Source organism: Brachyspira innocens ATCC 29796, from assembly GCF_000384655.1.
GTDB classification, from domain to species: Bacteria; Spirochaetota; Brachyspiria; order Brachyspirales; family Brachyspiraceae; genus Brachyspira; species Brachyspira innocens.
The window spans coordinates 139,449-160,736 of the sequence record NZ_ARQI01000130.1 but is presented as its reverse complement, the minus strand read 5'-3'; the positions used below and the strand labels follow the sequence as shown (position 1 = coordinate 160,736).

At 26.2% G+C, this 21,288-nt stretch carries 18 protein-coding genes; 10 read left to right on the top strand and 8 right to left on the bottom strand.

Features of this window, described 5'->3' with window-relative positions; genetic code table 11:
- The first annotated feature begins 37 nt into the window (after positions 1–37).
- Positions 38–718 carry an acyltransferase family protein gene (locus F811_RS0115190; protein ID WP_020006084.1) on the top strand — a complete coding sequence of 227 codons (681 nt, stop codon included), beginning with the start codon at positions 38–40 and terminating at the stop codon, positions 716–718.
- Positions 719–860: 142 nt separating this feature from the next.
- Positions 861–1,088 carry an acyltransferase family protein gene (locus F811_RS0115185; RefSeq protein WP_020006083.1) on the top strand — a complete coding sequence of 76 codons (228 nt, stop codon included), beginning with the start codon at positions 861–863 and terminating at the stop codon, positions 1,086–1,088.
- A 5-nt stretch (positions 1,089–1,093) separates the two neighbouring features.
- Here F811_RS0115185 and F811_RS16265 read toward each other — a convergent pair whose 3' ends face one another.
- Positions 1,094–2,095: a WavE lipopolysaccharide synthesis family protein gene (locus F811_RS16265; protein ID WP_020006082.1), complete on the bottom strand. Its 1,002-nt coding sequence runs from the start codon at positions 2,093–2,095 to the stop codon at positions 1,094–1,096.
- 156 nt (positions 2,096–2,251) lie between these two features.
- Between F811_RS16265 and F811_RS0115175 the strand changes: the two genes are divergently transcribed.
- The 3 genes from F811_RS0115175 to F811_RS0115160 all read left to right on the top strand — a co-directional run bounded on the left by F811_RS0115175 (position 2,252) and on the right by F811_RS0115160 (position 6,407).
- The gene (locus F811_RS0115175; RefSeq protein ID WP_020006081.1) at positions 2,252–4,420 is read left to right on the top strand and encodes a glycosyltransferase family A protein; all 2,169 of its coding nucleotides are present in this window, start codon (positions 2,252–2,254) and stop codon (positions 4,418–4,420) included.
- 618 nt (positions 4,421–5,038) lie between these two features.
- On the top strand, positions 5,039–5,170 hold the full coding sequence (locus F811_RS17135) for a hypothetical protein (protein WP_020006079.1): 132 nt from the start codon (positions 5,039–5,041) through the stop codon (positions 5,168–5,170).
- A gap of 124 nt (positions 5,171–5,294) precedes the next feature.
- Positions 5,295–6,407, top strand: coding sequence for a DUF3298 and DUF4163 domain-containing protein (locus F811_RS0115160; protein ID WP_020006078.1), 1,113 nt, complete (start codon positions 5,295–5,297; stop codon positions 6,405–6,407).
- Positions 6,408–6,589: 182 nt separating this feature from the next.
- On the opposite strand, the gene F811_RS16260 is transcribed toward F811_RS0115160, so the two are convergent.
- The 7 genes from F811_RS16260 to F811_RS0115125 form a co-directional block, all read right to left on the bottom strand.
- Positions 6,590–7,312 carry a hypothetical protein gene (locus F811_RS16260; RefSeq protein WP_020006077.1) on the bottom strand — a complete coding sequence of 241 codons (723 nt, stop codon included), beginning with the start codon at positions 7,310–7,312 and terminating at the stop codon, positions 6,590–6,592.
- A gap of 59 nt (positions 7,313–7,371) precedes the next feature.
- Entirely contained in the window at positions 7,372–13,200 is a 5,829-nt protein-coding gene (gene uvrA / locus F811_RS0115150; protein WP_020006076.1) for an excinuclease ABC subunit UvrA, read from the bottom strand.
- A 165-nt stretch (positions 13,201–13,365) separates the two neighbouring features.
- Positions 13,366–14,175 (bottom strand): hypothetical protein, encoded by an 810-nt coding sequence (locus tag F811_RS0115145; RefSeq protein WP_020006075.1) that lies wholly within the window; start codon positions 14,173–14,175, stop codon positions 13,366–13,368.
- A 33-nt stretch (positions 14,176–14,208) separates the two neighbouring features.
- A complete protein-coding gene (locus tag F811_RS0115140; protein WP_020006074.1) occupies positions 14,209–14,625 on the bottom strand; it encodes a hypothetical protein in 417 nt (138 codons plus the stop codon).
- Between the two features lie 24 nt (positions 14,626–14,649).
- Positions 14,650–15,237: a P-loop NTPase family protein gene (locus tag F811_RS0115135; protein WP_020006073.1), complete on the bottom strand. Its 588-nt coding sequence runs from the start codon at positions 15,235–15,237 to the stop codon at positions 14,650–14,652.
- Positions 15,238–15,693: 456 nt separating this feature from the next.
- Positions 15,694–16,233, bottom strand: coding sequence for a PadR family transcriptional regulator (locus tag F811_RS0115130; protein ID WP_020006072.1), 540 nt, complete (start codon positions 16,231–16,233; stop codon positions 15,694–15,696).
- A 372-nt stretch (positions 16,234–16,605) separates the two neighbouring features.
- On the bottom strand, positions 16,606–16,794 hold the full coding sequence (locus tag F811_RS0115125; RefSeq protein ID WP_020006071.1) for a hypothetical protein: 189 nt from the start codon (positions 16,792–16,794) through the stop codon (positions 16,606–16,608).
- Positions 16,795–17,063: 269 nt separating this feature from the next.
- On the opposite strand from F811_RS0115125, the gene F811_RS0115120 reads away from it, so the two are divergent.
- The 5 genes from F811_RS0115120 (at position 17,064) to F811_RS0115100 (ending at position 20,917) form a co-directional block, all read left to right on the top strand.
- Complete coding sequence (locus tag F811_RS0115120) at positions 17,064–17,375, top strand: HPr family phosphocarrier protein (RefSeq protein WP_020006070.1); 312 nt, start codon at positions 17,064–17,066, stop codon at positions 17,373–17,375.
- Positions 17,376–17,427: 52 nt separating this feature from the next.
- Positions 17,428–18,810 carry a GntP family permease gene (locus F811_RS0115115; protein WP_020006069.1) on the top strand — a complete coding sequence of 461 codons (1,383 nt, stop codon included), beginning with the start codon at positions 17,428–17,430 and terminating at the stop codon, positions 18,808–18,810.
- A 70-nt stretch (positions 18,811–18,880) separates the two neighbouring features.
- A complete protein-coding gene (dut, locus tag F811_RS0115110) occupies positions 18,881–19,315 on the top strand; it encodes a dUTP diphosphatase (RefSeq protein WP_020006068.1) in 435 nt (144 codons plus the stop codon).
- A gap of 42 nt (positions 19,316–19,357) precedes the next feature.
- A complete protein-coding gene (locus tag F811_RS0115105; protein WP_020006067.1) occupies positions 19,358–20,173 on the top strand; it encodes a hypothetical protein in 816 nt (271 codons plus the stop codon).
- Between the two features lie 3 nt (positions 20,174–20,176).
- Positions 20,177–20,917, top strand: a complete 741-nt coding sequence (locus F811_RS0115100; protein ID WP_020006066.1) for a hypothetical protein — start codon at positions 20,177–20,179, stop codon at positions 20,915–20,917.
- The last annotated feature ends 371 nt before the right edge of the window (positions 20,918–21,288 follow it).

Below are 21,288 nucleotides of genomic sequence, written 5' to 3'. Positions count from 1 at the left end.
TTAATAATTAATACACTAAAATATAGGGAGAGATTATATGATATATAGTATAGAGTTCATAAGGTTTTTATTCTTGATAGCAATTTTAATAGCACATGCCTCATATCTGACAGGTCAAACAATTCCATATAGAGGAGATATAAGTATAGCTGTTAATTTTTTCTTTTTAATATCAGGATATTTTCTATATTTTGAAGTTCAAAATAAAAACATAAGTTTTAAAAATTTTGTTATAAAAAAAATCATTAGACTTCTTCCATTATGTGTGTTAAGTTCTTTACTACATATCATATTATATTACTCTGGAGTTATAAAGCAGCCTTTTTACTTTAGACATGAATTTTTAAATCTATTATTTATAAGAGATATTGGCATAAACAGTTTTGGACTACTACCTAAAATGGAATATGGTGCTTGGCCTACAAATACACATTTATGGTATTTGGGACCTTTATTTTTTGGTTATATAACTCTATTCTATTTTTTTAGAAATATTAAAAATAAAAATTTATTATTTTATATATCTATATTTTTATATTTTGGATTTTTATCATACATTCAAAATAAATTCCTTATTATTACTGGAGGTCTTTTAAAAAGTATTATATTTATGACAATTGGGTATTTATTTGCAATATTTATAGTATGGTATCAGAGCAGAGGAGCAGAGGAGCAGAGCAATACTATTTACCATTATATCTATAATATGTCTAATTGAAATTTTTATCAACATTTTTATAAAATATCAAATAATTGATTTACAAATATATTATACTATACTTTTTTGTATATTGCTATTTTGTTTTATCTTAAACAAAGGATATTTAGCTAAGCTATTAAATCATAAAATATTCGGATTTATGGGAAAATATTCATATGCCATATATGTTATGCAATGGATAGTACAAGAAGTAATAGCAAATGGAAATTTACTAGCATCTACAAAAATATATTCATCTTTTAGAATTAATTATCCAATAATAGAGTATGTATTTAGTTTTATTCTAATTATAGTATTTGGAATAATATCATATTATCTATGGGATAAACCATTAAATAAATATTTAACTAAAAAATTTATAAAATAATTATATCAATATAATTTAATAGTTATTCTTATTCCTACAAAGAATATAGTTAATTTATTATAAAATTTTATAATTCTAAATAGCTTTTGATAGAACTTTAAATTATTGATTTTATCTCTAAAATCCATTTCTATAATATAATTATTATCACATAATTTTTTATAATATTTTTGAAAAACTTTATAAGTAATAAGTCCATTTATAGAATGATATAATTCAAAAGCCCATGAATGTTTATAATTAATGAAACAGCTTTGATATGGATCAAGAAATACAAAATTATTATAAAGTATATTATTGGACTGCTCTATATTTTTATCATTCCAATCAGACCAATCATCAAAAATGACATCATCAAAATGCCTTTTAACCCAAGAATAACAAAAATATTGTTCAGTTGTATATTGATAAGTGCTATTTTGATATGGAATTTTATTATAATATTTACAATCAAAATTAGATAAACTATCATTTTTTAGTAATTCTGTATTATAAATATAGTTTTCTATATCTGATGAATATCCAAATATAAAAAAATCTGATGGATGAAATGGCATTGGAAAGTTAGTTTCATCACTAAATTCTCTTGAATAAACAGCACTGACCAAAACTCTACTTTGAAATATTTTATATTTATAATTATAAAAATTAAATTTATTAAAATAATTCAGAAATTTATTATCTATTAATATATTGTCGCTTCTAAATTTTAAAGTGTATTTATTATTAACTTTTTTTAATCCATTTTTAGTACTTATAAGCTGTCTATTTGAATTATTAACAACATTTCTAGTAAAATCAAAAATGACACCTCCTGGATCCTTACTAAGAACTAAAATATCATAATCTAATCCATTTATATTAGAGCCTTCCCAAGTAGAGAGTATTATTTCACTGCCTGGTAAATATTTCCTAATACTTTCTAAACATATATGTGTATATTCTTTATCTATAGCTCCTTGAACAACTACAGATATATCTTTTGTATTAATATCATTAATTTTCATATTTACGTTCCAATGTAATACTCTAGTATATTATAAATCAAATATAATATTTTGTCAAAACTAATATAAACATTAATTGACATTTTTTACATTTGAAATAATATACATTATAATTTATAATTTAGTTAATAATACTATTGCAAAGAGTAATATTTTATGTTAAAAAAAATATTTTCTATAAATATAGATCCATACTCATTAAACATAACAATTTATATATTTTTTATAAAAATATTTATAAAAAATAAGAAAAAAAGTATAATTGATTTTATACTACAAAATAATAAAAATAGTTTAAAAAGAGATAATATAATAACCAAAGAAAGTATAAATACTTTCTTTGAAAAAAATAAACATATTATATTTAATAATATGAAAAGTAAAATATCTATAATTATAACAATAGATAAAACAAGCAATAAAAATAATATTATATCATGCATAGATACTATAATTAATCAAACATTAAAAAATATAGATATTATTATAGTCAATACATTTAACTATGAATTGGATATTAATGATGATAAAATAAAAATAGTATCAAATAAATTAGAAGCTATGAAATATATAAGTGGAGAGTATATTGCCTTTATTGATACAGATAACTATTTTAATTTAGAAACTTATGAAATATTACTATATTATTCCGCATTTTATAATTTAGATATAATTACATTTGATGAAAGTATTGGATATACTCATTTATTTGGCAAATTTATTTTAGATTATTTTATATCTAATGGTAGAGCTGATATAATGTATAATAAATTGTATAGATATGACTTAATAAAAAACAATGTTGATATAATAGAAAATACTATACTATTCAATTTAAAAGCTTTTATAAATGCTAAAACCTATATGAATATTCCAATAAAATTTTCATATAAAAATTCAGTAAGTAATTTAGAAAAAATAAATTATACAAATTATAAAAACTATATTAATGATTATATTAATAATATATTAAATATTATCAATAAATATGACATAAATGAAATATATAAATTTTATTCATACTATTTATGTTTTTTTTACAATGAAATACATAATAATTTTTCTAGTAATATAAATATATTTTTAGAAGTAATGTCTTATTTTGAAAATAAAATAATAGATAATATATTATCAAACAAACTTACTATTAATAGTTATATTATAATGAATTATTTATCTTCCAATATTAATCATTATTATATTTATGAATGGTTTAAAAATAAAATTTACTTAGAAATAGAAAATATAAATTTAATTAATTTTATTAATGCTAAGATATCTGATAATACTGTTTTAGTATCTGAATTTAATAATTCACATGGAGAAGTTATACCTGGTATAGTTAAATATTTTTTAGATTTGAATTACAATGTGGATATACTTATAACTAATAATATATTTTATGAAAGAATATCAGATATCTTCAATGATAATAATAAAGTAAAAATATTTTCTTTAGATTTAGATAGAATAAAAAAAGCTTTTAATAATAAAAAAATAAAAAAATATAAAAATATATTTATAACTTCATATTATATATATAATACAATAAATAATTGGCCATCTATATTAGATTATATACCTAACATTTACAAGTTAAATAAAAATACTATAATAATGGAACATCATATTGACCTAATTAATAGAAACCTTTTAAGAAAAAATAAAAAAATAGCCATTATGCATAATTTAGATGAAGAATTAAAAGAAAATTACATTAATCCTCATTACTTTGGAGATTTTAATTACAAAACAAAAAATAAGGACATAACAAAATTTATTGTTGCGGGTAGTTTTTCAGAACATAGAAGAAATTATAAATTACTATTTGATTCTTTTAGAATGTTAGTAAAGTCTGGAATAATAAATTTTCATTTAACATTAGTAGGAGGTGGTGATATAAATTATGATTTAACATATTTAAGACCTTTTGTAACTATCAGAGGTAGAATAAATTATCCAGATCTATTTGAAGAAGTTTACTCTTCTGATTTCATACTTCCTATGTTAGATTGTGAAAATAAGGCTCATAATAGATATGTGAAATATGGTGTTTCTGGAACATTTCAATTATCGTATGGATTTAACAAAATATGCATAGTTAATAGTAAATTTTCTAAAACATATGGCTTGGATAATGACAATAGCATAATATATGAAAAAAATCAAGATTTATTAGAATCATTAAAATTAGCTATTAATATGGAAGAAGAAGTTTATAAAATTAAACAAATGAATTTAAAAAAGTATAGTGATTATTTGTATAATAAGTCTTTACAAAATTTAAAAAATATGCTAAAATTAAACAAAAAATTAGGAGTATAATTAATGCTTAATATAGTAATTCCTATGGCTGGTAGAGGAAGTAGATTTACTGAAGTAGGATATAAGTATACTAAACCTATAATACATATTTTTAATAAACTATGATAAAGTAGTTGTTAATAATTTAACTCCTAAATCAAATCATAGATTCATATAACATAACTTATAAATATATAATATATGCTTGATATATATAATCCTAAAAAATATTTAATATAATATCAAATAAAAAAATGATTAAATACCATCTAGTTTTTTAATTACTTCTTAATAGATCAATAGATATACATTCTATGAAATTTATGTTTTATTCTATGGAGTCTGCAAATAATTTAAGAAAATCTCATAGTATTCAAAATAATATAAAATATTATTTTGTCATAGTAACATTATGTTTTACAATACTATGCAAATTGATAATATAATATATCAAGCGGATATTCTTGGATTAGATATTAATAAATATATATTCTTTTCCTATATTTAACATATAATATAAGCAATATTAAATTACTCGTATCAAGAATTTATGATATATTATTTATTGTAAAATAAGAAGTGATTGATAAATATTGTTATATTTATCAATTATTAAATCTATATTTTATACAAAAATATATGTTAAATATTGTATCTGTATATGCAACTGCTGAAATAGGACTTGGAATTATACCTGCACCTTATGCATGCGTACTTTGTATTGTAGATGCCTATTCAGCAAAAGAAGTGGTGCTTGCCAAAAGAATGTAGAGTATGAGTTAGTATCAACAATTAATAAATAAAATCAGTTTTGAAACAAGTCTAATATTTTACACATTAAATAAACTCCTTGTTTTTAAAGTATTAATTTCACAAATGGAAAAAGAGGATAAAAATGAGAACAATTTTTACAGTGATAATATTAAGTTTATTGTTAGTAGTTTCATGCAGCAATTCAAATAATGATAATAAATCAAATAATATACAAGCAAATATTAATATTCCTTTAACTGAAAATGAAAAATTATATAATTATGAAGTATTATATTTGATGTCTGATAACGGGGAGTATGTAAGTTCTGCTTTAACATATAATACAAATAATTTAGGTACAATTGTTTATACAGACTCTAATCAAAATTCAGTAACATTTAATGTAGAAAGAATAGGGGAGCTTGATGAAGGAAGCATATCAGCAGTTTCTTATGATAATAATACTTTAGAAGGAAATCTGCCAAGCGTATCATATCCTTTTAATGCTAAAATAGACGGTAAAGAAATAACTTTTAAATCGGTTAAAAGTCCAGTAACAGGAGCAAGAATAATTGAATATACATACACAAATATTTCATCTAATAGTGATAATATATTTGAATATAAAAACTCTATATTTATATTGAACAATGAAAATAATTCAGAAGTAATAGATAAAATAAATTTAGATATAAATAAGGAGTTTGCTGTAACTGATGCAGCTTCTTTTAACGATTTAGAATCATTATTAAAAAAAGAAAATATAATAAGCAATAAAATGAATGCCTATTATGATGAATGGGTAAACTCTGATTATATAACCAACACATCTGAAGATTTAAGTCAATATGGTATAAATTATTTAAGCGAAAAATTCATTTCAATAAATAGATTTATATACGAGTACACAGGCGGTGCACATGGAACCTACACTACAGTATACAGTGTTTATTCATTAGAAAACGGAAACAAATTAAAAATAGAAGATTTGATATCTGACTTAAAAAATACTGACTTACTCAATTTAATAAAAGATAAACTCTTAAAAATAGAGGGAAGAGATGAAAGATCTTATTTTGATTTGAATGAACTTTCACTAGAAAACAATAATTTTTATATTACATCAAGCGGTTTAGTATTTACTTGGGGAATATACGAAATAGGACCTTATGCAATAGGCGAGACTAAAGTATTAATGTCAGCAGAAGAAATCAAGCCTTATTTAAAAGACGAGTACAAAACTATATTTGAATAAAGTTTATAAGAGGGTAGTTATTAGTTTAACTATCCTCTTTATTTTTTATATAAAAAATTATCTACCGCCTTGCTGGCACTAGCAATGCTTTTATCAAACTCATCAGTTTTTAATATATATTTACTACAATACTATAACAATTAAAACTAAGTTAAATGATTAAAATATTTTAAATAGAAGCTTCATTGTTTAACTTCTGTAGGAATTGTACATAATTTATTAATATCTATAATTACCGTATTACCTAATTGAGAGTTTACAGCTTTGTAAATAATAGTAACTCCTTGATCATTAAATATATAGTCTACATTGTAGCTTACAGAACCATCTACACCTTTTTTACTAAAATGAGTTTTTGTTGTATTAGCATCATCTAATATTATAGAATAAGCCTGTAATTTAGAATAAGAGATACCTGAAGCTGATACAATAACATAGCTTTGATTTTCTTCATCAAAATATTGTCCTACTCTTTCATTTAATTGTATATCTGTACTAGATGATATTTTTGACATATTAATGACCTCATTTTTATATACTAATGTTTCATTATTAAAATTAATATCATATTCTGCTTGTGCTGATGTTCCCTTACCAACTATAAATGAATATGTAGAATATTTACTTCCTGTATTTTCACCTAAATAATAAGAACCTAAATTAGCATTACCTGCTGCAGTTTTCATAATAATCTGAATATACCCTGTATCAAATAAAACTATATCCATAGTACTTTGAGTATCAATACTTACACTATAACGTCCTTTAAAATCATTCCAAGTATAATCCCCAGAATCTATTACTGGAGGCTTGGTCGTATCCGTATTATCAGAACTTGTTACAAAATTACCGCATTGTATGAAAAATAAAGATAAGATTGTAACTAATAAAAAAAGTTTTTTCATATATAACTCCTCAAAAAATACTTATTATACAAATATTATAATAACTTTCAATTTATTAATCAAATGTACTTCCAAGTGTATCCTTTTTTCATCTGTAAAATCTCTTCAACAGTACCTTTAGCAATTATCTCTCCACCATTAGTGCCGCCTTCTAAACCTAAATCTATTATATAATCAGCAGCTTTTATAACATCAGGATTATGCTCTATTATGATGACGCTATGTCCTTTTTCTACTAATTTGTTTAAAGCTATAAGAAGTTTATTAACATCATCAAAGTGAAGCCCTGTAGTAGGTTCGTCCAAAATATAAACTATATGCTCATCGCCTTGTTTTTTAGCTAATTCTGTTGCAAGTTTCAAACGCTGCAATTCTCCGCCTGAGAAAGTATCAAGCCTTTGAGAGAGTTTTATATAACCAAGCCCAACCTCACTCATTATTGATAAAGTTTTAGTGATTGATTTGTCAAAGTCAAAAAAATCTATTGCCTCATCAACTGTAAGTTCTAATACTTCGGCTATGTTTAGAGATTTGAACCTCACGGATAAAGTTTCATCATTGTATCTTTTACCTCCGCAAGCCTCACAAACTATTTCCATGTCGGATAAGAAGTGCATAGCTATTTTTCTTATACCTTTACCTTCGCATATATTGCATCTTCCTTCTTTTCCATTATATGAAAATCTCCCCGCTGCGAATGCTTTCGCTTTTGCTGCAGGAGTTTTTGCAAATATATTTCTAATTTTATCAAACACTTTACTATAGCTTACTAATGTACTTCTGATAGAACCAATTATTGAAATTTGGTCAACTAATATAGTGTCTGAAACAATGTTAGGTATTTCAGCACTTTCAAATTTAGAGTATTGATTGAGTCTGCGTTTTTTTAGTGCAGGGTAGAGAGTATCTATTATAAGTGATGATTTACCGCTTCCTGATACTCCTGTAACAACCACTATTTTTTTTAATGGTATATCAACGTTAATATTTTTTAAATTGTTTGTAGAAACATTTTTTAATTTTATGCATTCAGTCTCTTCATTTCTTACGGCAGTTTTATCAAATACTTTTTTTCTCTCGCTTAAATAATCTCCTGTAAGTGAATTATTTGAGTTTAATATATCATCGTATTTACCTTCAAAAACTACTTCGCCTCCAAAAGCACCAGCAAAAGGTCCCATATCTATAATATTGTCGGCAGCCTTCATAGTATCTCTGTCATGCTCTACTATTACAAGAGTATTTTTTAAATCTCTTAATTCCTTTAATGTATCAAGCAAATGACCTGTATCTCTTGGGTGAAGTCCTACAGTTGGCTCATCTAATACATAAAGCACGCCTGTAAGTTTAGAGCCTAACTGACTAGCAAGCCTTATCCTCTGTGCTTCGCCCCCTGAAAGTGTAGCATATTTTCTTCCTAATGATAAATAATTTAATCCTACTTTATCCAAAAAGCTAAGCCTTGTATTTATTTCTTTAACAGCTTCCTTTGATATTGTATTTTCTCTATCTGTTAAAAGTTTAGGAAGTTCATCGAAGAAATTAATTGCCCCTTCAACTGTCATAGCACATACTTGGCTTATATTTTTATTCTGTATTGTGTATGCTCTCATCACTTCATTAAGCCTTTCGCCATGACAAGAACTGCATTCCTCATCAACAAAAAATTTGCCAAGCGATTTATCTTTCCACTCTGAATAATCTTCACTTGTAACATCATTATTAGAATGCCAAGCAGTGATAACATTACCTATAGCATAATCACCACCAAAAAATATAGTATCTATAACTTTTTTATCAAGTTCATTAAATGGAGTTTGATATAAATCTTTTTTTGTTATGCCATTTCTTTTTAATAGTCTGAATAATGAATCAGTATAATGCTTGCCATGAGTAGAAAACATATTATGAAGAGCAGTATCCAATGCCCCATCAAATAAAGGCTTTGTACTGTCTTTTATTGCCAAATCTATGCTGAATGTAGGTTTACTTCCAAGCCCTTTGCACTCTTCACAGTATCCCCAATGAGAATTAAATGAAAAATGTCTTGGAGTAACTTCAAAATCAAATAATATGCCATGTAGAAGACATGCTGGAAACTTCGTATGGAAACTTTCTTTTATAATTATGCCATGTGAAGCCTTTATATGCACTACGCCATTTGACAAATCCATAGCCCTTTCAATGGCATCTGCAATTCTAGCCCTTTTATCTTTTCCGACAACTATTCTATCAATAACTATACCTACAGAATATATCTCTTCTTTTGATAAAGAATCAATTTCTTCTTCTGTAATATCATCTATAACATAATCATTATTATTAATCTGCATTCTCACATAACCAGCTTCTCTTGTTTTTTCTATAATTTTTTTAATATCTTTTGCATCATTATCATCAAAAGTAAATCTATGATTAAATGAACTATGATATAGAGGAGAAATTATAATAAGTTTATGTAAGTTCATAGTATCAATAATTTCAGTTGCAAGTATTGAAGGAGTTTCAGCTTTTAGAGTATCTTTATCATTGCAATGAGGACAATGAGGTTTTGACACTCTTGCAAAAATTAGTCTGAAATAGTCATAAATCTCTGTAACAGTAGCAACAGTAGAACGCGGATTTCTGCTTACATTTTTTTGATCTATTGCTATGGCAGGTGCAAGTCCTTCTATCTTTTCAACATTAGCATCTTCAAATCTTCCTAAAAATCTTCTAGCATAAGTAGAAAGTGATTCAACAAATCTTCTCTGACCTTCTTTAAATATAGTATCGAATGCCAGAGAAGTTTTACCGCTTCCAGATACTCCTGTTATAACATTAATTTTATTTTTTGGTAATGTTAAGCTTATATTTTTAAGATTATGTTTATTGGCACCTTTTATAATGAGAGAAGTATTTTCTTCTTTTTTTGCTTCTTCTATTTTTATAATTTCTTTTTTCTTTTTTGAAGGCTTTAATATTTCTTTAAGTTCTTTTGCAGTTAGTGATTCTTTTACTTTTATAATATCTTCTGGCTTTCCTTTAGCAACAACTCTGCCTCCTTTATCTCCGCTTAAAGGTCCCATATCTATAATATAATCAGCACATTTAATAACGTCTAAATTATGCTCTACAACTAAAACAGTATTTCCCTTTTCAACAAGTCCGTCTAATGCTTTTAATAATTTTTTTATATCCTCAAAATGAAGTCCTGTAGTAGGTTCATCTAATATATATAAAGTGTTTCCTGTAGATATTTTATGAAGCTCGCTTGCTAGTTTTATTCTCTGAGCCTCTCCTCCAGATAAAGTAGTGGAAGGCTGCCCCAATTTTATATATCCAAGTCCTATATCTTCCATTATTTTTAATATTCTTGTTATTGAAGTTATTCCGTCAAAAAACTTAATAGCCTCTGAAACACTCATCTCAAGAACATCATAAATAGTTTTATCCTTGTATTTAACATCCAAAGTCTCTGCATTAAATCTTTTACCGCCGCATTCCTCACAAGGCACTAATACATTAGATAAAAACTGCATCTCCAGCTCTATAACTCCAGCACCCTCACATGTAGGACATCTTCCTGTTTTTACATTAAATGAAAATCTGCCTTTATCATATCCTCTCATTTTTGCAAGTTTAGTAGCAGCAAATAAATCCCTTATAGGTGATAAAACTTTTGTATAAGTTGCAGGGTTGCTTCTTGGAGTTCTTCCTATAGGAGACTGATCAACTTCTATAACCTTATCAATATTTTCAAGTCCTTCTATTTTTTCATGACTGCCTGCTGTTAAAGTTTTTCCATAAAAATGATTATGCAAAGCACGCATTAAAATATTTTCGACTAAAGTAGATTTACCGCTTCCAGAAAGTCCTGTAACTACAATAAATAATCCCAAAGGAAACTCTACATCTATGTTTTTTAGATTAAATTGATTAGCACCTATTACTTTTAAAAATTTTCCGTTTCCGTCTCTTCTTGTCTTTGGTATTTCTATATCATCATCGCCGCGTAAATATTTTGCAGTGTAGGATCTATCAGACTTTAAAAACTCTTCATAATCACCAATGCCTACAACCTCTCCGCCATTAACTCCAGCATTAGGACCTATATCAATTAAAAAGTCGGACTCCTCCATAGTTTCTTTGTCATGCTCTACAACTATAACAGTATTGTTTTTATCTCTTAATGTTTTTAATGATTCTATTAATTTTTTATTGTCAGACTGATGAAGTCCTATTGAAGGCTCATCTAATACATATAATACACCTTCAAGTCCGCTTCCTATTTGAGATGCTAGTCTTATTCTTTGAGATTCTCCGCCTGAAAGAGTAGGGGAGGAACGTTCTACAGTCAAATAAGTTAATCCTACTTTCACCAAAAATGTTAATCTGTAAATAATCTCTTTTACTATAGGAGCACCGATTATCTCTTCATTAGGTTTTAATTTTAATTTAGTAAAATAATCATACAAATCTTCTATAGTCATTGAAGAAAAATCGGCTATAGTTTTTCCATTAAATTTAACTGACAATGCATCTTCATTAATTCTTTTACCCTTGCATTTAGGACATTCAACTTCGTCCATAAAATTAGCATAATAGCTCATTTTATAAGTTTCATAATCATATTTTAACCTGTCCAAAATACCAGGTACTCTCTCTTCCACAAGTTTACTATGATACCAGAATCTTTTTCTCCATTTAATTTCTTTATCAGTACCATAAAGTAAATATTTTTTTTCTGTTTTAGTAAAATCTTTCCAAGGCTTTTTTAAATCTATTTTATAAGTTTTGGCAATAACTTCTAGTTCATCAATACCATATTCCATATCAAAACCAATATGATCATCTACAAAACAGGACAAAGCTCCATCATAAATATTTAAATTTTCATCTCTTACAATATGCTTTTCTGTAAATACATGCTCAACCCCAAGTCCTCCGCAAACAGTACATGCCCCCATAGGGTTATTAAATGAAAATAAATTAGGCTCGATATCAGCAATAGAGTGTCCGCAGTTAGCACAAGATCTTTCTGTAGTATAGAGTTTGTAATATTTATCTATTTCAAATTGCTTACTCATTTTGATTTTTTTCTTTTTAGTCTTTGTATCAGCTTCATTTGTTTCAATGTTTTCTATATCATTATTAACTTCAATTGCCTCATTACTTTTTTCATGCTCTTCATAAAATGCCACTAATCCCTTTGTTATTCTTATAGCCCTTTCTATATCATCAGTGATTCTTGACAAGTATTTATCTTCAACTTTTATCCTATCAATAACTATCTCCAAAGTATGCTTCTCATATCTTTTAAGCTCTGGTATTTCATCTTCATCGAATTTATAAACTATATTATCAATTCTTATTCTAGGATATCCTGCAAGCTTCACTTCTTCAATTTCTTTTCTATACTCTCCCTTTCTATCTCTAACAATAGGAGCTAGAACTAAAATTCTTTTTTCTGCAAACTCTCTTAATACACTATGAGCTATTTGGTCTTCGCTTTGCTTTGAAATTTTATGTCCGCATTTAGAACAGTAAGGAACACCAAGCCTTGCAAAAAGAAGTCTAAAAAAGTCATAAATCTCTGTAACAGTACCTACAGTAGAGCGGGGATTTTTATTAACGCTTTTTTGGTCTATAGAAATAGTAGGGGATAGTCCTTCTATATGTTCAACATCCGCCTTAGCCATAACGCCTAAAAACTGTCTTGCATAGGCTGATAATGATTCTAAATATCTTCTTTGACCCTCTTTAAAAATAGTATCGAATGCTAGCGAACTTTTTCCGCTTCCTGATACTCCTGTTAAAGTGGTTAGGGTTTTATGCGGTATTGACAGCGATATATTTTTAAGGTTATGCTCTTTAGCTCCTCTTATTTCTATAGAATTGTTAGCCATTAATTTATCCTCAATAAAAAGTAAAAAAGTTTAAAAGTTAAACTATTATAACATGAATTCTATATAAAAAAAGGTTTACTAATATTAAATATTAATAAATAAATGATATTAAAAAATATACCGAAAAATTGTACTATATCTTTTTGCATTAACAATTAATATTTATTAAAATTTTATATAAACTTTAAATTTCTCAGCTATTTTAGTATTAGAACTGAATTTATTTATATTTTCAAAATCAAATTTACCTTTTATAAAAGAAGGAGCATAATTAAATCCTCCAGAAATTTTCATACTTTTATTATGAGCAATTCCTATATGTTCAATACTAACATCTTTATAACTTAAAATACCATGATCTATTTTTCCAAAATCATCAAATCTATCTAAAAATGCGGCTAATCCAATACTATCATATACCTTTAAATTAATACTTTCTTTATCTACCCAGTCATAAAATTGTTCTCTTGATACTTCCTGTTTACTCATATTTATTTCTAAATTTACCATATGTTTTATATCAGATTCTTTAGAAGAGATGCTATTAATATTAACATTTGCATCGGCTTTTACAGCAGGATGAGAAACTTTAAAACCACCTATATATTCTCTTGAATCTTCTTCATTGTAATTCGTATCATCACTATATGACATAAAAAAATCTTGGGCACCAATTCTATAAACAATTCTATTCAATAAATTTCTAAAGTCTTTTTTATAGCATTTATCATATACTTCTATAGGATAATATACATTGTTATAAATAGAACTAGCTATTAAATAACCACATTTATCATATTCGTTTAATTGAATTTTTTTATTAGTTTCTGTTACAACAAAAGAATTTTTTAAATTAGTGTCTCCAAACTCGTATATTGAAAAACCATTTGTCATATCATAAGTAGCTTTTGGCTTTTTTCTAATGTCAAATTTTGTTTGTTCATCTAATAATAAAATTTGTTCTTTATCTATCATTATTTTTATTACCTTTATTAAAAATATTTAATTTTATTTTTTTAAAAAAAGCATTACCGCTACTAGTATTAGAAATACTCCTAGTAACATCATTATTTTTTTCAAAGTTTTTTTTTCATTATTAATTTCATTTCTTATTTGAACATATTTATAATAATCACATCCTATAGCCTTAATGGTTTCTTTTATAATTTCTTCAGAAGTATTCTTGTCCCATACAATTAACACTACTCTATATCTTCCTTCCACATCTTTTTCAGGATGCTGCATATGACAAAAAAATTCACCTGTTTCCAATTTAAAGCCGCCATTTCCTGTAATTTTTATTGGAGGAATTTTAGATAATAATTTATTTATAGCATCTTGCTGTTCTTTTCCTGAAACTACTTCTCCATCTATTACAGTATCATATAAACCTCTATCTTTTCCTTGTACTATTGCTACTATCATTTTTTACTCCATAAATTATATTTTTTAAATATTAAATATATATTTTAAAATTTCTTCTCTTGGCTTTTTAGATAATTCAAATATTTTACATTTTACACCATTTTCTCTTACATCATTTTCAATACTGTCTTTATTACTAATACTACCACCTCTAGTCCCTATAGCTATAAGTTCTATTTTTCTTTTTTCTTTTTCTTCTATTCCTTTTATATCATTTTTAGCATGATTAATTCCTTTTACTATATCTTTATTTTCATAAAATTTAATTGAATTAAAAACATAACATCTTATATCATGCTTTAGAAGAGTAGCTTCTTCTGTGTCTTCTAAAGTCTTTTCACTTCCGCTAGTATTAATAATTTTTATTTTTTTACCTTTTACTTCAGTCATTATAGTGTAATATTTTGCTGTAGCCTCATATTGTTCATCAAATATATTATTCTCAATTAAATTCATAACAGCATCCTTTCCTGCTGCTTGATCTCCTACTAATAAAATAGTTAAATCTGCTGGAGTATCTTTAGTAGCATGATAAAACGCCATACCTCCTACTCCAAGAAGTGCTAAAATCCCTCCTACAATCCCAACTATTGCTATCACTGGCAACGGCATAAATAAACTCCAAAATAAATTGTTATAATAATTATTATAGAAAAAAAACATAAAAGTCAAGTATTTTTTATAGAAACTAATATGTTTATATACATTAAAAAATAAGATATTATACTTTTTTGATTAATACTTAAAGCAAATATTAATTTAAATACAAATTTGATAAATATATTAACCGCACGCAGAATGAAGCTAAAAAATAAATCTTAACTTATAATACAAATTAAAGATAAAATAATTCGTTAACCATGCGTTAATGAGATTATTAATATAATCAAAGCTAGGGTGGGAGCTAATAATTTGTAATTAGGCTTTAAATATAATTTTGATTATAATTTCAAAACAAAGTTATAAAATCTAATGGGCGGGAATTTAATAAAAGCTATAAAATATTACTTTATATATCTATTATGAAAACTCATTAATTTTCACAATAGATATATAATTAATATAATGCTATTTTCTACATAATTCTAAGCATTTCTCAAGCCATCTGCATGTGTTTTCCTCACGCATAATAGCCCCCATAAGAACTAAATAATCGCTGAAAGCACTTGTATTCTTTTCAGGTATACTTCCATTAAATTTTTCTTGATTATTTCTTAAATACTCTAATCTTTTTATATGCTGATTAAGATGATTTATAATCAATTCTTCTCTTGTTTGTTCTGATAAACAATTAGAGAAAAATAACTGCAGTCTAAACTCATCTTTGAATGTAGGAGGAATATCTATTTTTGACTCAAGCCATTTCATAAAATCATTTCTGCCTAGTTCTGTAATAGAATATAGTTTCTTCTCTAATACAGTACCTGATATCTCTATTTTATATTCGACCATACCTTGCTTATTAAGCAATTTTAATTCTGGATATATTTGACTATGTTTTGCATTCCAAAATTCGCATAGTGTTTCTTCAAACTCTTTAGTTATATCATATCCAGTCATATTCTTTTGGTTTAAAAGACCCAATATAGCGTACTTTAATACTCCCATAAAACAGCTCCAATAATTATTATTTGTATTTCATATTATACCATTATTAAAATTAAAATCTATAGCCATAACATGCAAATTATACGTGTTTATATTGACATATATATGATTATATGTTATAATATTCTTATAATAATTAACTTAATTTATAAGAGTAAAAAATTATAAATTGCATACCAATATTATATAACTATACTGTATAGAATTGAGGTATACTGCTACTAAAGTCTTATGCTATCATATGCTGCAATTATAATAGTACCGTATATTGAGGCTGTAATACTGCTTTAGACATATAATTAAATAATATATACACAATTAAAAACTGGTTTTATATATATAAAGCCAGTTTTTAATAAAATACCTTAGTATTTACTTTACATAATTATACTTAAATCTTCTGTTTTCTGATATTGATCTTACAATAGCATTAATTATTAAGCTTATAGAAAAAGATAAAGCAGACAATATTAATAAACATATTGTAAGTATTGCTATTGGAAATATGTCAACTTTTAATGTTTCAAAATATTCTATAGTTATACTTATACCTAATGACATACATATGATAAACAATACTTATTATATTAAAAAAGTAAAGGCTTACATAATGTATTTAAAAGTCAACAATAAAAATATGTTATAATTTTATATATACTATTATATTAAAAGTTCATAGATAAAGTTGTTCTTAAGAAAAAATATAATTAGCTAAAATACAAACAAATTATAATATAACTAAATATTATATTCTAAAAAATAAACACTATTGAAAAATAAAAAAAAATATACTATACTTAATATATAAAATAAATTCAACAGGATATTTAATGACATTAACAAATGTAGTTACAATCAAAAGTAAAAATGGGATGCATCTAAGACCTGCAGGCGTTTTATCACAAATCTCAAGCAAAAGTGCCTACTCTAATATAGGAATATTCCTATTGTATAACGGTGTTAGAGCAGATGCTAAAAGCGTATTCAATATTATGGGACTTGGAGCGTTTCAAGGAGCCAATCTTATACTAGAAATCGAATATGAAGACGGAATGGAAAATATAGCTAAAGAAGCTGAAAAAGAATTATTAGATTTTTTTGAAGAAGGCTATATTTACGCTGAAGTTCCAGAAGAAGATTAACATCATAATATTTTCATTTTAATTTTTCATAAAATAAATCAAAGGATATTCAATGATTAGTTATTTTGTAATAGCTATGTTAGCAATATCTATAATTGTTGTAATGATCTTAACTATTAAGTTTAAAGTTCATCCATTTATAGCAATGCTTTTAGTGGCTATATTCTTGGCATTTACTTTACATATACCAACAAATAAAGATAATAACTACATAACAGAGATATCTGCTTTAATAGGAAAAGGATTTGGAAACGCTTTAGCAAGTGTAGGAATAATAATAGTACTTGGAAGTATTATAGGTAATATATTAGAAATGTCAGGTGCTGCTCTTAAACTTGGTGAAATAGTAATAAAAATTGTAGGAAAATCCCACCCAGCATTAGCTATGAATATATTAGGTTTTATAGTATCAATACCTGTTTTCTGTGACTCTGGATATTTAATACTTACACCTTTAAGAAAAGCAGTTGCTAAAAAAAGCGGTGCTTCTCCTGTATCATTATCTGTTGCATTATCTACAGGACTTTATGCCTCGCATGCCTTAATACCTCCGACTCCTGGACCTGCTGCTGTTGTTAATTTATTCGGACTTGAAGCACATTTATTAACTATCATTCTTATAGGTTTAATAGTTGCTATACCTACATCTTTGGTCGGAGCAATTTATGGTATATTTATATCTAAATACATAAAAAAACCTAATTATCCAGACAAATCTCCTACTTATGAAACTTTAATAAGTGATATAGGAGAGCTTCCATCTGCTTGGAAAGCATTAGCACCAATAGCTGTTCCTATTTTATTAATGGCTATTGGAAGTATTGTAAGATTTGATTCTTTTAAAATGTCAGATGGTATTATAAAAAATATATTTATATTTTTAGGCGAGCCTTCAATGGCATTATTTATAGGTTTTCTATTCTCACTTCTTTTAACACATAAATTTAATACAGAAGAAATAGCTATGTGGATAGGAGATGGTATAAAGGCGTCTGGAAATATACTTGCAATAGTTGGTGCGAGCGGTGCTTTTGCTGAAGTATTAAAATCTACAGAACTAGCCAAAATTATACCAGAGTTAGGGCATATATTTGCTTCACTAAATATGGGTATAATATTGCCGTTTATAATGGCGTCTGCTTTAAAAATAATGCTTGGTTCATCTACAATAGCTGTTGTTACAGTAGCAACACTTTTTGCTCCTCTACTTAATACATTAGGATTCACTACACCGATATCACAAATACTAGTATTAATGGCAATTGGTGCTGGTTCTATGATAGCTTCGCATGCCAATGACAGTTATTTCTGGATAGTTGTTGAATTGTCTGGATTAAAAGTAAAAGATGCTTACAAGGCTAGAACTTTAGCTACTTTTGTACAAGGTATTACTGCACTTATAATCATACTTATATTATCTTTCTTATTCAGATAATTTATTTTATTTTTTTCATTTTTTATATATAATTGTTTTATAATTAAAATATAACTAATCGGAGAAAATAATGCTCAAAATTAAAATTATTAATAAATCTACTAATCCTCTGCCTAAATATCAAACTGAAGGCTCATCTGGTCTGGATTTGCATGCTAATTTGGATAAACCGATAACATTAAATAAAAATGATATAGTATTGGTACCAACAGGACTTTTTATAGAGATACCAGATGGTTATGAAGCACAAATAAGAAGCAGAAGTTCTCTGGCATTAAAAAATGGTATATTCTGCCTAAACTCTCCTGCTACAATAGACAGTGATTATAGAGGCGAATTAAAAATCATATTAGCTTCTCTTACAGATACTCCTTTTACAATAAATCATGGCGACAGAATAGCTCAAATGGTTTTTGCTAAAGTTGAAAAAATAGATTTTGAAGAAGTTGATTCTATTTCTGATACCAAAAGAGGCGAGGGCGGATTTGGAAGCACTAACAAATAAGTATTGATATAATTGTATTTTATATTATAATTAATTGACAATATGAACATAGTTAAAAAACTTTTTATATTTATAATTATTCTATCTGCTGTTTCATGCGGACTTCCAGATGTTACTGGTATTACTCTCGAATTAAATCAGCCTTATATTACTAAAGTTATACCTGGTCAAAATAAATTGGTTGTAGAGTTTGAAGCACAAAATAATGAACCTTCATTCAGCGGATATAATATATATTTTGGGGACAGCACAAATCCAAGAGAATACAGATTGTATAATCAGCAAAAAGCTCTTCCAACTATGACTGAATTAAGATCAGAAAATGTAAAAAAATATTCATTTACAATAGAAGTAGGAAGCTATTATTCTACTAATAGTTCTACAGTAGACACATTAAGGGAAACAGATTTGCCTAATGGTATACCTATATATGTTTGGGTATCATCGTATCAAATAACACCTCAATTAGAAAGCTACTATTATTATGATAATTTTGTAAAAATGGGTACACCTAGACCTGAAGCTGTAAATCAAACAATAAATGCAAATCAAAATATATCTATGGAAGGAAGAGATTTAGCAAAATTAATAGATTCTGGAGGTAAATTATATTTCCAAAATGTTGCAAATACATCTATGATGGTTATGGCTGGTAGCTCTTTAAATGATATTGTTGTACCTCCAGAAAATGGATATGGAAATATTGATTTGGAAGTAAAAGCAAACAGACTTTACTTAGTAAAAATTACAGAAGACAATAATTCCTATTATGGAAAAATATATGTAAGGAGTGTTAGCGGTACTAGTGCAGTAGTAGATTATTGCCGTCAAACAGCTGCTAATATATTAAGTTATTAATTTATGAAAAAAATATTAATTTTTATTGTGCCTATAATTTTTTTATTATATTCTTGTAACGAAGAGCTTATTACTGTAGTTGATGAATATAATTCACCTTATGATATAAAAGCTATAGCAAGTAATAATGCTATATATATAGATTTTTGGTCTGGAATAATAGCTTCTGATTTTGCAGGTTTCAATATATATGCTGGTACATCATCTTCATTTGTTCAGCCAGATAGTGCCATAAAAAATGCAAGTCAAACATATCCTACAATAACAGGTTCAAATCATGCTAGAACAAATTTTATAATACAAGTTCCTAATATGACTTTTAATAACGGAACTTTATATTATGTATCTGTCACTGCTTATGGTACAAATAACTTAGTAGACAAAAAATACATAGAAACACCTATAAGTACAGTATGTCCAGTAATTCCAAGACCAGAAGGTACTGGAACAGGTACAACATTATCAGCCAATGGTCAAACTTTTGGTAATATTGATATTACTGGAGGAAAAGTTACAGCAAATAGCGGCTGGGGAGTTCAGTATTTCGGATATCAAACTAATTTTAATAGTATAGTTAATATTACAAATAATACAGATGCTTCGTTTGATACTGAAGCAGTTTATGCTGTCAATGGGCTTTATGTATTCAAAAGTGGAAATCAATTAGCTAAAATTTGGATAACTTCAGCTAATGGTTACAGATGGGCATATCAGGCTGATGCTTCTCAGTGGTGGGGCATTTAATAAATACCATTTAATTTTTTTTATTATATTTAGTAGTGGAATTATTTATTATAGTAGTGATTCTTCAAACATACATTTAAACAAATATAATTGCCAAAAAATAATTTTTTTAATTTAGATATTGCTTGACAACTACTATTGTACTTACACATCACCCAAGTTCTTCTACTAGCATAGGAAGTTGTATTGTTTTGTTATTTGTTATATAAAATAACAAAAAACTGCATTTGATTAATGCTCGTCAAAAAAAATTATAATACCATTTACAAACTTTAAAATTTTAAGTATAAGTTAAAAATTATAAATATAAAAGCAATCTATTAATAAAAATAGAGCCTATAACATTTAAGCTATAGACTCTATTTTTCACA